We start from the raw sequence: 13,636 nt of genomic DNA on the forward strand, positions 1-13,636 counted from the left end.
TGAGATAATTTTTCGTCTGACTCTTGCCAACGCTCATGAGGTTTCAGTTCCTGTCCCGCCAGCGAAAGTGCTGAACGCGGGGTATCATTAACGAATTCTTAGTAATACCGACAAAATGGCAGAGAAACGCAATATCTTTCTGGTTGGGCCGATGGGTGCTGGCAAAAGCACTATTGGTCGTCAGTTAGCTCAGCAACTCAATATGGAATTTTTCGATTCCGATCAGGATCTTGAGCGACGTACCGGAGCGGATCTGGGCTGGGTATTTGACGTCGAGGGCGAAGCTGGATTTCGTGACCGCGAAGAAAAAATCATTAACGAGCTGACTGAAAAGCAGGGCATTGTCCTCGCAACCGGCGGCGGTTCCGTCAAATCCCGAGAAACACGCAATCGTCTCTCCGCCCGCGGCGTGGTGGTGTATCTTGAAACCACCATCGAGAAACAGCTGGCACGCACGCAGCGCGATAAAAAGCGTCCACTGCTGCAGGTTGATTCGCCGCCGCGCGAGGTGCTGGAGGCGCTGGCTGGTGAACGTAATCCGCTTTATGAAGAGATCGCGGATGTCACCATTCGCACCGACGATCAAAGCGCGAAAGTGGTGGCCAACCAGATTATCCACATGTTGGAAAAAAACTGATTCCACGCCGAAAGGCTCAGTAACAGGTATCGAGCATCATGGAGAAGATCACCGTCTCACTGGGAGCGCGTAGCTATCCCATTACCATTGCCGCCGGACTGTTCGAGGATCCGGCTTCTTTTTGGCCGCTGAAAGCGGGCGACAATGCGATGCTGGTGACCAACCAGACGCTGGCGCCGCTCTATCTGGATCGGCTCTCGGCGCTGCTGACGGCAGCGGGCATCAAAGTGGACCAGGTGATTTTACCCGACGGCGAGCAGTATAAAACGCTCGCGGTGATGGATAAGGTCTTTACCGCCTTACTGCAAAAGCCGCACGGCCGCGACACCACGCTAATTGCGCTGGGCGGCGGCGTGATCGGCGATCTTACCGGCTTTGCCGCCGCCAGCTACCAGCGTGGGGTACGCTTTATTCAGGTGCCAACGACGCTGCTGTCGCAGGTGGACTCCTCGGTCGGCGGCAAAACGGCCGCCAATCATCCGCTCGGCAAGAATATGATCGGCGCCTTCTATCAGCCCGCTTCGGTGGTGATCGATACCGACTGCCTGCGCACGCTGCCGCCGCGCGAGCTGGCCTCCGGGCTGGCGGAAGTGATCAAGTACGGCATTATTCTCGACGGCGACTTCTTCAGCTGGCTGGAGCAGAATCTCGACGCGCTGCTGGCGCTGGATAAGCAGGCGATCGCCTGGTGCATCCGCCGCTGTTGCGAGCTGAAAGCAGAGGTGGTGGCAGCGGATGAGCATGAACATGGCCAACGCGCGCTGCTGAATCTGGGCCACACTTTCGGCCATGCCATCGAAGCCTATATGAGCTACGGCAACTGGCTGCACGGCGAGGCCGTTGCGGCGGGCATAGTGATGGCGGCGCGCGCGGCTGAGCGTCTCGGCCAGTTCACGGCTAGCGAAACCCAACGTATTATCGTGCTGTTGCAGCGCGCCGGCCTGCCGGTGCACGGCCCGGAAAGCATGCCGGCGGAAGCCTATCTGCCCCATATGCTACGCGACAAAAAGGTGCTGGCGGGCGAGCTGCGGCTGGTGCTGCCGCTGGCGCTGGGCCGCTCTGAAGTGCGCGGCGGCGTGCCGCATGATATCGTGTTGGCTGCGATTAACGACTGTCAGAAACCCTGAATATAAGCAGTTAAGTGGTGACGCGGCGCGCGGGTTGCGCATGGCCGAATGCCGCTTTACGGAGGAGGCAAAATGGATGAGTTTAAACCGGAAGACGAGTTAAAACCTGACGCCAGCGACCGCCGTCCCTCGCACCCGCGTAAGACGTATTCTGCACCGAAAGTGCCGGTTTCGCGCCAGCATATGATGATGGGCATCGGCATTCTGGTGCTGCTGGTGCTCGGCATCGGCTCGGCGCTGAACGGCTCGGACGAGAGCAAGCCAGCTGCGGGCAGCAGCGGTAGCGCGCCGTCCTCCGGCAGCGGCGAGAAGAGCATCGTTCTTTCCGGCTCGACTGCCATGAGCGGCGGCCAGTCCGTGCCTGCCGACAGCGCCGCAGGCCGTGCTGCAACTGACAGCAGCGAGCCTCGCGACGTCTCAATGCCGCCGGTCTCCTCGACGCCAACCCAGGCGGCGCCCGTTGACACGCCTGCAAGTCAGCAGCGCGTCACGCTGCCTGGCGATCTGAGCAGTGCGCTGAGCAATCAGCAGCAGCAGGTGGACAATGCTGCGCAGAGCGGCCAGAGCGGCCAGAGCGGCCAGAGCGGCCAGAGCGGCCAGAGCGGCAGTTCGCTGCCGACCGCGCCAGCTACCGTCAGCGCCAACAGCGGCAGCCCGATAAGTGCGCCCGCCGCGCCGCCGCATGCGACGCGCGAGCCTTCGCACAAGAGCGCGACGGCTGCCCGAACCGCAGCCAACGAGAGCCGTACCCATACCACGCCGGCGCGTCCCGCGACCAGCGGCACCGCGTCGGGCAGCAGCGCCGCCTCCGGCAGGCAGCCAACCGGTAACTACACGCTGCAGTTGAGCGGCGCATCGCGCGCGGAAAGCCTGAACGCCTGGGCGAAAAAGCAAAACCTCAGCGGCTACCACGTCTACAAGACCACCCGCAACGGCCAGCCCTGGTACGTGCTGGTGAGCGGCTCCTACACCACCTCGGCGGAGGCGAAGCGCGTCGTCGCCTCGCTGCCTGCTGATGTTCGCGCGCAGAACCCGTGGGTGAAGCCGGTCAGCCAGGTGAAGAAAGAAGCCAGCCAGTAAACCATGTGAGGCCGGTTACGTCGGCCCCGTTGATAAGCGCAGTTCTGCTGTCGGTCCGCCACAGCTCCACAATAAGATGTATAACCACGACAGTATGAAGAAAAATCGCGCTTTCCTTAAATGGGCAGGGGGCAAATATCCTCTGATGGACGATATTCGTCGCCATCTGCCGCAAGGCGACTGCCTGATTGAACCCTTTGTCGGCGCGGGCTCGGTGTTTTTGAACACCGACTATGCGTGCTATCATCTGGCGGATATCAACAGCGATCTGATCAATCTCTACAATATCGTCAAGTACCGCAGCGCCACCTTTATCGAAGACGCACGTCGCCTGTTCTCTGCGGAAGACAACACCGCCGAGTGTTACTATGCGCATCGCATCGCCTTCAACGCCAGCGGCGACGCCTACGACCGCGCGCTGCTGTTTCTCTATCTGAACCGCCACGGCTATAACGGCCTGTGCCGCTACAATCTGTGCGGCGAGTTCAACGTGCCCTTCGGCCGCTATCGCAAGCCCTACTTTCCAGAAGCCGAGCTGCTGTGGTTTGCCGAGCGCGCGCAAAAGGCGACCTTTGTCTGCGAATCGTACGATGTTACCTTGACCAACGCGCAGCAAGGCTCGGTGGTCTATTGCGATCCGCCCTATGCGCCGCTGTCGGCGACGGCCAACTTTACCGCCTATCACACCAACAGCTTTAGCTTGCGCGAGCAGCAGCATCTGGCGGAGCTGGCCTTGCGGCTGGCGATGGAGAGCCGCATTCCGGTGCTGATCTCTAACCATGACACCGAGCTGACGCGGCTCTGGTATCAGGATGCAATATTACATGTGGTCAAAGCGCGGCGTTCAATCAGCCGAAGCATAACGGGTCGCACTCAGGTCGACGAACTACTGGCACTTTATTGCTAGTCTGTTTCGTCCGCGACCAGGCATTACGTCAGCCGTCAGGCTGACGAACAACATTGGGAGAATCGGATGAAACAATATTTGCTGGCCCCTTCAATCCTCGCGGCGGATTTTGCCCGCCTCGGTGAAGATACCGCAAAAGCGTTGGCCGCCGGTGGCGACATAGTGCATTTCGACGTGATGGATAACCACTATGTGCCCAATCTCACCATGGGGCCGATGGTGCTGAAAGCGCTGCGCGACTACGGCATTACCGCACCGATCGACGTGCATCTGATGGTCAAGCCGGCAGAGGCGCTGATCCCGGCGTTCGCGAAAGCGGGCGCCAGCTATATCACCTTTCATCCTGAAGCGAGCGAACATATCGACCGCACGCTGCAGCTGATCAAAGAGCACGGCTGCAAGGCGGGCCTGGTCTTCAATCCGGCGATGCCGCTGAGCTACCTTGAGTACGTGATGGACAAGCTCGACGTGATCCTGATTATGTCGGTCAACCCGGGCTTTGGCGGCCAGTCGTTTATTCCCGGCACGCTGGATAAGCTGCGCGAGGCGCGCAGGCGTATCGATCACGGCGGCTACAACATCCGTCTGGAAGTGGACGGCGGCGTGAAAATCGACAATATCGCGCAGGTCGCCGCCGCCGGCGCGGATATGTTCGTGGCCGGCTCCGCTATTTTCGGCCATCCCGACTACAAAAAAGTGATTGATGAAATGCGTCATGAACTGGAGAAGGTCAATGGCTCATTTCACTGATATCCGCGCGCTGGCGTTCGATCTTGACGGCATCTTAGTGCACAGCGCGCCGGGCCTGGCGCAAGCGATTGACCTGGCGCTGGCCGATTTACAGCTGCCGCCTGCGGGCGTTGTGCGTGTCTCTACCTGGATCGGCAACGGCGCGGACATCATGATATCGCGCGCGCTGTTCGACAAGCACTACGCCGACACGGTAGAGGCGGGCAGCACGCTGTTTCCGCAGGCGAAAGAGACGCCGCTGGCGCTGCACGCGCAGGGCATGCCAATAGCGATCGTCACCAACAAGCCGACACCGTTCGTCGCGCCGCTGCTGCAGTCGCTGGGCATCGCCGAGGCGTTTTCGCTGATTATCGGCGGCGATGACGTGATCGTGAAGAAGCCGCATCCGGCAGCCATTTTTCTGGTGCTGGGCTGCTTCGGCGTGCTGCCCAGTCAGCTGCTGTTCGTCGGCGATTCGCGCAACGACATTCAGGCGGCGCGGGCGGCCGGCGTGCCGAACGTCGCCATGACCTGTGGCTACAACTACGGCGAGCCGATCGCCAGCAGCCATCCCGATTTAACACTCGACTCTTTTGATGAACTTTTGCCCACGCCCGGGCTACACTAATCAGGACACAAGCATGAGCAAACCCATTGTTTTCAGCGGCGCACAGCCGTCCGGCGAACTTACCATTGGCAACTATATGGGGGCGCTGCTTCAGTGGGTGCAGATGCAGGATGATTTCCACTGCATTTACTGCATCGTCGATCTGCACGCCATCACCGTTCGCCGGGATCCCGCGGCGCTGCGCAAGGCCACGCTGGATACGCTAGCGCTCTACCTTGCCTGCGGCATCGATCCCGAAAAAAGCACCATTTTCGTCCAGTCGCACGTGCCGGAGCATGCGCAGCTGAGCTGGGTGCTCAACTGCTACGCCTACTTAGGCGAGCTGAGCCGCATGACTCAGTTCAAGGACAAGTCGGCGCGCTACGAAGAGAACATCAACGCGGGCCTGTTTGACTATCCGGTGCTGATGGCGGCAGACATTCTGCTCTACCAGACCAATCAGGTGCCGGTGGGCGAAGACCAGAAGCAGCATCTGGAGCTGAGCCGCGATATCGCCCAGCGTTTCAACGCGCTCTATGGCGACATCTTCTGCGTGCCGGAGCCTTTTATTCCGAAATCGGGCGCGCGCGTGATGTCGCTGCTGGAGCCGACGCGCAAGATGTCGAAGTCGGATGACAACCGCAACAACGTGATCGGTCTGTTGGAAGATCCGAAGTCGGTGGTAAAGAAGATCAAACGCGCGGTAACCGACTCCGAAGAGCCGCCGGTGGTGCGCTACGACGTGAAGGAGAAGGCGGGCGTCTCTAACCTGCTGGATATCCTGTCGGTCGTGACCGGCAAAACCATCACCGAGCTGGAAGCGGAGTTCGAAGGCAAGATGTATGGCCACCTGAAAGGCGCCGTGGCGGATGTAGTATCCGGCATGCTCACCGAGCTGCAGGAGCGCTATAACCGCTATCGCAACGACGAAGCCCTGGAGCAAATCATGCGTGACGGCGCGCAGAAAGCGCGCGCGCGCGCGCAGGAGACGCTGAAGAAGGTATACGAAGCCATTGGTTTTGTTGCCGCGCCCTGAAGCGGGAGCTGAGTTGACTGACATGAACGGCGGATGTGAATCCGCCTTTTTTTATTGCTGGTTTCCGCAGCCGGCCTAAAACCAGCGCAGCTGCTCGCGCAGCGATACCACGCTGCCGATGATGATCAGCGCCGGACTTTCCACCTGCTGCGCCAGTTCGCCAAGCCGCTCCAGCGTGCCGGTGACCACGCGCTGCTGTGTGCTGGTGCCGTTCTCCACCAGTGCCACTGGCATATCCGCGCGCATGCCGTGACGCATCAGCTGCTGCTGAATGTGCGCCGTCTGCGTCAGCCCCATATAGAACGCTAGCGTCTGCTGCTCGGCGGCTAGCTTCTCCTACTCCAGCGCGTTTTTTTCGCGCAGATGGCCGGTCACCAACCGCAGGCTCTGCGCATGGTCGCGGTGGGTCAGCAGAATGCCGCTGTAGGCGGCGCAGCCGGACGCCGCTGTCAAGCCCGGCACCATGCTAAAGGGAATGTGGTGTTCCGCCAGCATCTCCAGCTCCTCGCCGCCGCGGCCGAAAATAAAGGGATCGCCGCCTTTCAGCCGCACCACGCGCTTGCTACGGCGCGCCTGCTCCAGCAGCAGCTGGTTGGTCTGCTCCTGTGGCTCGCACTGATGCCCGGTGCTCTTGCCGACGAAAATGCGCTCCGCGTCGCGCCGCACCAGATTCAGGATCGCCTCAGAAACCAACCGGTCGTAAACGATCACCTTAGCCTGCTGGATCTGCTGTAATCCCCTCAGCCTCAGCAGCCCGGCGTCGCTGGGTCCTGCGCCCACCAGCGTCACTTCTCCCTGCGCGGGCAGCGCGTCGACCATCTGTTCCGCCCGTGCGCCGTCGCCGTTGGCCAGCGACTGCGCCAGCCGATCGCTGGTAAAAAAGCGCTCCCAGAAATAGCGGCGCTGCGCCATTGAGGCGAAGCGCCTTTTCACGCGCGCGCGACGCCAGTTGACCCAGATGCTGCGGCAGCATCGCCTCCAGCTTTTCGCGCAGCAGGCACGCCAGCACCGTCGCGCGGCCGACTATCGACGGCATAATGGCGCTGGCCTACTCCGGCGCATCCACCAGATTGCAGAAGATGCGGCTCGCCTCGGCGGCGTCCGCTACCTGCTGATTTACCGCGTCGTCATCGGTGGCGGCCACCACCAGCCAGCAGGCGTCCAGCCACGCCTCGTCGAAGGTGCTGGAAATCAGCGTCAGTTCGCCGCGCTCGGCCCACTGGCGAAACGCCGCAGAAAAGCGCAGCGCGCCAATGTGCAGATCAGCGCCTGCGGCCAGCAGCAGGCGCGCCTTGCACTCCGCAACCTCGCCGCCGCCTACCAGCAGGCAGCGTTTGCCCTGCAGGCGGCAAATAAAGAGGAAAGTTGTCCATAGCGCATCCTGAAAGCGACAAGAGAGGGCAGACTGCCGTCGTACGGGGCACCGTCGGCGTAGCATAGTATCAGAGATAGGCCCGCTTCAGACGCAAACCTCGACCTGGCCCGTGACTCTAACGGGCCAGGCGGCGACAGAGCTCGACGCGTCCTCCATGCAGAGGCCGTCGCTGAGACGAAAACGTTGCTTTTTCAGCGAGCTGGCAACCCAGAGCGCATTGTCATGCTCGGCAATGATGCCGCGCGACAGCACGCTGGCCTGGGCAAAAGGATCGATATTGCTGATGGCGTACAGCTCGCTATCCTCGCGTGGGCGAAAAATGGCGATCTGCTGGTTGTTCACCAGCGCGCAGACGCCGGTGGCGGGCAGGATTTGCTGTAAATCACAGACAGGGATCCACTGGCTCATGCTTCGCTCTCCGCAATCAGCGTGATGGTGATACGCTCTTCCGGCCACGCCGGGCGGTGCTGGCCGCGCTCGGCGACCCATTGCACGTTGGGATCGCGCTGCGGCGAATTGATAAAGTGGGCGAAGCGCGCGCGCTGCGTCGGGTCGTTCACCGCCTCTTTCCATTCGCAGCTGACGTGCGCGCAGCGTCGCCATCTCCGCCTCCAGCTTGCTGTTGATGCCCAAGCTTGTCGTCGATGATGACGCTGCGCAGGTAGTCGATGCCGCCCTCCATGCTCTCCAGCCACAGCGAGGTGCGCTGCAGCCGATCGCCGGTGCGGATATAGAACATCATAAGCGATAGAGGCAGGCGATCAGAGCGTCGCTGTCGAGGTCGGTCGCCAGCAGATCGGCGTGGCGCGGCTTCATGCCGCCGTTGCCGCAGACGTAGAGATTCCACCCTTTTTCGGTGGCAATAATGCCGACGTCTTTACCCTGTGCCTCGGCGCGTTCGCAGGTGCAGCGCGACACGCCGAACTTCATTTTGTGCGGGTGCGGATGCCTTTGTAGCGGTTCTCCAGCGCGATGCGGAAGCCGAGGCTGTCGCCGACGCCGTAGCGGCACCAGGCGCTGCCGACGCAGGTTTTCGCCATGCGCAGCGCTTTGGCGTAGGCTTGTCCGGGGTCTCAAAGCCGGCGTCGATCAGCTGCGACCAGATAGCGGGCAGATCGTCTTTCTGCGCGTCGAACAGGCCGATGCACTGCGAACCGGTAATTTTGGTGTAGAGACGGTAGCGTTTGAATCGCCTTCAAGCCCCTGAGGCGTGATTTCGCCGCCGGGCGAGCGCGGGATAACGGAATAGGTGCCGTCCTTCTGGATATTGCCGAGGAAAAGATCGTTGCTGTCCTGCAGCGACGTATGCTGCGGCGCGAGCACGTACTCGTTCCAGCACGACGCCAGCAGCGACGCTACGTGGGTTTGCAGACTTAACAGCCGTAGCCGGTGCCATGTTTCGCTTTTCAGCGCCGCGAAGGTGTGGCAGCCGCCTTTCTCCGCCTTGATGATGTCGCCCTTGCTGACGTCGAAGCAGGAGCAGATCTGCGCGCTGTCCGGCAGCGAATCGATGCCCATCACCGGCTTGTCGCCGCTGCCGGCGGGCAGGATTAGCGCCTCTGGATTGGCCGGCAGCGGGATGGCGTTGAGCACCAGCTGCAGCAAGTTGCCGTAGTCGCTGGTGTCGCCCACCAGCACCGCGCCGAGCAGGACGTTGCCATCTTCGCTGACGATCAGGCGCTTGTAGATCGAGCGGCCCTAATCCAGCCAGACATAGCTGCGCGCGCCCGGCGTCCGGCCATGGGCGTCGCCAATGCCGCCGACGTCGACGCCGAGCAGCTTAAGCTTGGCGCTCATGTCGGCACCCTGGAAAAGGCTGTCGCGGCCGACCAGCGCGTCGCTCGCCACCTGCGCCATTTTATAGCGCCACCAGGCCGAAGATGCGGCCCTGCCAGGCGGCGCACTCGCCGATGGCGTAAATCGCCGCATCGCTGGTGCGGCAGCGGTCGTCGATGGCGATGCCGCCGCGCTGGCTGAGCGCCAGCCAGCACTGCTTCGCCAGCATGTCCTGCGGGCGAATGCCGGTGGAGAAAACAATGAAATCGACATTCAGCGCGCCGCCGTCGGCGAACTCCAGGGTTTCTCCGCCCTGCACGTCGAGCTGCTCCGCCATCATCACTGGAGCGAACTCAATCACGTGGGTTTCGATGCCGAGGTTTTTCAGCGCGCCTGCTGCGGCGCGCGCAGGCGCCGATGGCTTCCAGATCGTCTATGGTGCGGTAAACAAAGCAGTCCAGCCCTTCCGCACCCTTGATCGGCGGGATCTAGGACGTGGAGCCAGTGGCGAAAATCAGCGTGTCGTAGTGAACGGAGCGGCCGGTATTCGAGTGGATCAGCTTCTCTTCGCGGTTGATGGTGATGGCGCGTTCGCCCATCAGCAGCGCGACCTGATGCTTTTCATAGTAGCCATCGCGCACCAGCCAGAGCTCTTCGGCGGTGTGGTGGGAAAACCAGGCGGAAAGGTGGACGCGGTCATAGGCGACGCGGGGTTCGTCACAGAAGACGGTTAACGTGAACTGGCCTGGTTCGGCTTTGTCGATCAGTTCCTCAATAAAGTGATGCCCCAACATGCCGTTACCGATAACGATGACATTGTGCTTGCTCATGCTTGCCTTAAAATTGCGGGAATTGAGGCTACGATAGCGCGCCGTTTTTAGCGCATATTGATATACATCAAGCGCCTTTCTGTATACTCCTTTCGAGGTGGGTTGCTGTTTTTTAACTTAATTTTTCGTAATTTATTCGTTCTGTCAAAAAAAGCGTCAGAGGCGGTTGTAGCGGGGCATAAAAAAGGCAGCCTGCGCCGCTATTTTCGAAGGGTGCGTGGCCCGCGCGGGTCGCAACGCGGCGAGAGCCGCCCTGCTGCTAGCGCGTCTCGCGAATGACGCCAGACGCTCTTGCGGGCCGTGATGCCGGCTGGGATCAGTGCATCACATGACCATGCTGGCGATGACGGGTCACAAAGCCCAGCAGCACGCACATCACGAACACCACGGCATAGAGGCCGTTCGCCGTCACCAGTGCAGCATGCACGCCGCCTTGCTTCACGATCGGGCTGGTCACGACAAAGGTCAGCATGGTGCCGATGGTGCCGCAGGTCAGGATAAAGTTAACCAGCTTCGGCGAGGAGACTTTGGTCTGCAGCGAGCCCAGCGTAATGATGGTGGTGTAGATGGTGCTGGAGCTGAATCCGAGGATCATAATAATCCAGCACAGCATGCTGGCATCCGTGGCGCTGACGAACCAGTACATCAGTACGGTCGCCAGGCCCGCCAGCACCATCAGAATGCGCTGCAGGTCGAAGAAGCGCAGCAGGAAGCTGAACACCCACATGCCGATCATATAGGCGGTCCAGAAGTTGCCGACCAGCAGGCCAGCGCTTGCGATATCCATGCCCATGGATTTGGTGGCGTATTCCGGCACCCAGGAGATAAAGCCGAGTTGCCCGAGGATGTAGCAGAGCGCGGCGACAGAGAGGAAAAGGACGCCGACGCCCCATTTCTCTTTCTCCACCGTCGGGCTGTTTTCCGGCTTGCGCAGCACCGGGAACTCGACGCACAGCGTCAGAACGAAAATGGCGACGTAGATAATCCCGATGCAGACGTAGACCCAGTACCAGGGCAGCGCGCGCGCCAGCAGGATGCCCGCCAGCACAGGAAACAGCGCGCCGGCCATGCTGAAGAAGGAGTCGGTGAACAGCAGACGCGAGCCGCGCTGACGGCCTTCATAGAGATGAGTGATTAGGAAGGTACCGATCGACATGGTGATGCCGCTGACCACGCCCAGCACGAACATGCAGAGCGAGAAAACCGAGAGAGCGCGGCTGGTCATCAAGCCCAGCACCGCCAGCAACATCAGAATAAAGCCAAAAATCAGCTGGCGCTTCAGCGGCACAATTACCATCAGCCAAGCGTTGAGGAACACTGACACCAGAATGCTGGTGTTCAGACAGGTAAAGGTATTTCCCATGCTTTCAATGGGCAACTGAAAATCTTTGGCAATATCGCCCATTACCATACCGGTGACGATCACCAGAGCGCCGGTGAGCGCATACGAAAAAAAGCTTATCCAGGTAAGCCCGATGCGATTACGATTTGTCATGTTTTGAACCTGTGGAAACCAGAGAAGGGCGGCGTAAAACTGTCAAAAAGTGTAAACGGAACTGTGATCTTAATAAATAAAGACTGAAAATCCGGATTCATCTTTCATTTATAATGTGATTTATATCACGAAGACGTTTGTGTCGTCGCGTTTTGCCGTTTCCCGCTTGGTGCGTAAATAATGGTAAAAGGCTGGCTCTTGCATTTCATGCTCTTTACAATCTATCTCGTTTAAAAGCTGCTCTCTAAGGTAAGGAATCATTCATGCTTAAACGTACGCTTACAGCGGCGGTCGCCCTGTTTGCTCTCTCCTCCGTTTCCGCCTCCGCACTGGCTGCCAAAGGCGATACGCACGTTCTGCTCACCACTTCAGCCGGCAATATCGAACTTGAACTGAGCAACCCGAAAGCGCCGGTTTCGGTGAAGAACTTTGTTGATTACGTTAACAACGGCTTCTATAACAACACCATTTTTCATCGCGTGATCCCGGGCTTTATGGTGCAGGGCGGCGGCTTCACCACCGACATGCAGCAGAAACAGACCAACGCACCGATCAAAAATGAAGCGGACAACGGCCTGCGTAACCTGCGCGGCACTATTTCCATGGCGCGTACCGCTGAAAAAGACAGCGCTACCAGCCAGTTCTTCCTCAACGTGGCTGACAACGCCTTCCTCGACCACGGCCAGCGCGACTTCGGCTACGCGGTTTTCGGTAAAATCGTGAAGGGCATGGATGTGGCGGACAAAATTTCTCAGGTGCCGACCAAAGATGTGGGCCCGTATCAAAATGTGCCGGTAAAACCGGTAGTTATCATTTCTGCGAAAGTCCTGCCTTAATCTGTGACGCCGCCGTTTTCCGTCGGCATTAGTTTGTCCCGCTCCGGCAAAGGCACAAATTGCTCCTATACTCAGCTTCACGTATGCGGACAACTCTGAGCAGGAGGCGGCATGGCCAGCAAACTCACCGAGAAACAAAAAAATACGCTCTGGCAGCAGCGACACGTCGCCAGCTATCAGGCCAGCTGTCGGCAGGAAGGCTTAACGCTGGCGAAGCCCGCCAGCACCTACGAGCAGGCCGAGGCGCGACTAGAATCGCTGAGGAGGCAGTATGGTGCCGAATAGCAGTGTGGCGCGCGATCCCTATCTGTGGTAAAATGATGACGTGCTGGAAAACCGGCTGGCGATCCATGACGCTGCGGACGCGCTCAGCGCGTCTTCTTCGAGCAGCTTACGCTGCACACCGGCTATTTCCTTGAGTGGCAGAACGTCGAAGCGGAGCCGTGGCGCGCCGCCTGTCAGGCGGGTGCCAATGGCAATCTCCAGCCGCTGGAGGCGATTTTCGCCCGCGTAGTGAGTCGCGCCAGCCTGTAACCGGTAGAATAGTGGAGGTTTTCTCTGGCTGGACTGAGCATGCTGCTGCTGATCGACAATTACGACTCCTTTACCTGGAACCTTTACCAATACTTTTGCGAGCTGGGCACACAGGTGCGCGTCGTGCGCAATGACGCGATGGCGCTGGAAGAGATGGCGTCGCTGCCGCTGACCCATCTGGTGATTTCACCAGGACCCTGTACGCCCGACGAGTCCGGCGTCTCTATGGCGGCGATCCGCTATTTCGCTGGCCGCATACCGGTGCTGGGCGTCTGCCTTGGCCATCAGGCTATCGCGCAGGCATATGGCGCGAAGGTGGTGCGCGCCCGGCAGGTGATGCACGGTAAGACCTCCGCTATAGCCCATAACGGCTGCGGCGTATTCCGCCATCTCAATCATCCGCTGACCGTTACGCGCTACCACTCCCTGATCGTGGCCTGGGATTCGCTGCCTGACGACTTTGAGGTGACTGCCTGGAGCCTGAAAGAGGGTGAACCAGACGAGATCATGGGCTTTCGCCACAAAACCCTGGCGCTGGAAGGCGTGCAGTTCCACCCGGAAAGCATTCTCAGCGAGCAGGGCCATCAGCTGCTGCGCAATTTTCTCAGCCAGTAAAGTTATGTTTGCCTTTGGGTGATTTATTATGCATATTTTATGACTATTATTT

At 59.8% G+C, this 13,636-nt stretch carries 12 protein-coding genes and 3 pseudogenes; 11 read left to right on the forward strand and 4 right to left on the reverse strand.

Features of this window, described 5'->3' with window-relative positions; genetic code table 11:
• The first annotated feature begins 115 nt into the window (after positions 1 to 115).
• The 7 genes from aroK (at position 116) to trpS (ending at position 6,123) form a co-directional block, all read left to right on the forward strand.
• Positions 116 to 637, forward strand: a complete 522-nt coding sequence (gene aroK / locus EIO60_RS14415; RefSeq protein WP_258577190.1) for a shikimate kinase AroK — start codon at positions 116 to 118, stop codon at positions 635 to 637.
• A 38-nt stretch (positions 638 to 675) separates the two neighbouring features.
• A complete protein-coding gene (gene aroB / locus EIO60_RS14420; RefSeq protein WP_258577191.1) occupies positions 676 to 1,764 on the forward strand; it encodes a 3-dehydroquinate synthase in 1,089 nt (362 codons plus the stop codon).
• A gap of 72 nt (positions 1,765 to 1,836) precedes the next feature.
• Entirely contained in the window at positions 1,837 to 2,844 is a 1,008-nt protein-coding gene (locus EIO60_RS14425) for an SPOR domain-containing protein (RefSeq protein ID WP_258577192.1), read from the forward strand.
• 94 nt (positions 2,845 to 2,938) lie between these two features.
• The gene (gene dam, locus EIO60_RS14430; protein ID WP_258577193.1) at positions 2,939 to 3,751 is read left to right on the forward strand and encodes an adenine-specific DNA-methyltransferase; all 813 of its coding nucleotides are present in this window, start codon (positions 2,939 to 2,941) and stop codon (positions 3,749 to 3,751) included.
• A 66-nt stretch (positions 3,752 to 3,817) separates the two neighbouring features.
• Positions 3,818 to 4,501 (forward strand): ribulose-phosphate 3-epimerase, encoded by a 684-nt coding sequence (gene rpe, locus EIO60_RS14435; protein ID WP_258577194.1) that lies wholly within the window; start codon positions 3,818 to 3,820, stop codon positions 4,499 to 4,501.
• Positions 4,485 to 5,108 carry a phosphoglycolate phosphatase gene (gene gph / locus EIO60_RS14440; protein ID WP_258577195.1) on the forward strand — a complete coding sequence of 208 codons (624 nt, stop codon included), beginning with the start codon at positions 4,485 to 4,487 and terminating at the stop codon, positions 5,106 to 5,108. The genes rpe and gph overlap by 17 nt, the downstream gene beginning before the upstream one ends.
• 13 nt (positions 5,109 to 5,121) lie before the next feature.
• Positions 5,122 to 6,123: a tryptophan--tRNA ligase gene (gene trpS, locus EIO60_RS14445; RefSeq protein WP_258577196.1), complete on the forward strand. Its 1,002-nt coding sequence runs from the start codon at positions 5,122 to 5,124 to the stop codon at positions 6,121 to 6,123.
• Between the two features lie 75 nt (positions 6,124 to 6,198).
• Here the strand turns inward: trpS and cysG are convergent.
• The 4 genes and pseudogenes from cysG to tsgA form a co-directional block, all read right to left on the reverse strand.
• Positions 6,199 to 7,496, reverse strand: a pseudogene (cysG, locus tag EIO60_RS14450) (siroheme synthase CysG).
• Positions 7,497 to 7,582: 86 nt separating this feature from the next.
• Positions 7,583 to 7,906, reverse strand: coding sequence for a nitrite reductase small subunit NirD (gene nirD / locus EIO60_RS14455; protein WP_258577197.1), 324 nt, complete (start codon positions 7,904 to 7,906; stop codon positions 7,583 to 7,585).
• Positions 7,903 to 10,104, reverse strand: a pseudogene (locus EIO60_RS14460) (FAD-dependent oxidoreductase). Before EIO60_RS14460 ends, nirD begins: the two are co-directional and overlap by 4 nt.
• A 316-nt stretch (positions 10,105 to 10,420) precedes the next feature.
• Positions 10,421 to 11,599 carry an MFS transporter TsgA gene (tsgA, locus tag EIO60_RS14465; RefSeq protein WP_258577198.1) on the reverse strand — a complete coding sequence of 393 codons (1,179 nt, stop codon included), beginning with the start codon at positions 11,597 to 11,599 and terminating at the stop codon, positions 10,421 to 10,423.
• Positions 11,600 to 11,862: 263 nt separating this feature from the next.
• On the opposite strand from tsgA, the gene ppiA reads away from it, so the two are divergent.
• The 4 genes and pseudogenes from ppiA (at position 11,863) to EIO60_RS14485 (ending at position 13,584) form a co-directional block, all read left to right on the forward strand.
• Entirely contained in the window at positions 11,863 to 12,435 is a 573-nt protein-coding gene (gene ppiA / locus EIO60_RS14470; protein WP_258577199.1) for a peptidylprolyl isomerase A, read from the forward strand.
• A gap of 111 nt (positions 12,436 to 12,546) precedes the next feature.
• Positions 12,547 to 12,720 carry a YhfG family protein gene (locus EIO60_RS14475; RefSeq protein ID WP_258577200.1) on the forward strand — a complete coding sequence of 58 codons (174 nt, stop codon included), beginning with the start codon at positions 12,547 to 12,549 and terminating at the stop codon, positions 12,718 to 12,720.
• 75 nt (positions 12,721 to 12,795) lie between these two features.
• Positions 12,796 to 12,969, forward strand: a pseudogene (locus EIO60_RS14480) (putative adenosine monophosphate-protein transferase Fic); the annotation flags it as partial.
• 39 nt (positions 12,970 to 13,008) lie between these two features.
• Positions 13,009 to 13,584 (forward strand): aminodeoxychorismate synthase component II, encoded by a 576-nt coding sequence (locus EIO60_RS14485; RefSeq protein WP_258577201.1) that lies wholly within the window; start codon positions 13,009 to 13,011, stop codon positions 13,582 to 13,584.
• The last annotated feature ends 52 nt before the right edge of the window (positions 13,585 to 13,636 follow it).

The sequence above is a fragment of the Candidatus Pantoea persica genome, from assembly GCF_013753875.1.
Lineage (GTDB): Bacteria > Pseudomonadota > Gammaproteobacteria > Enterobacterales > Enterobacteriaceae > Pantoea > Pantoea persica.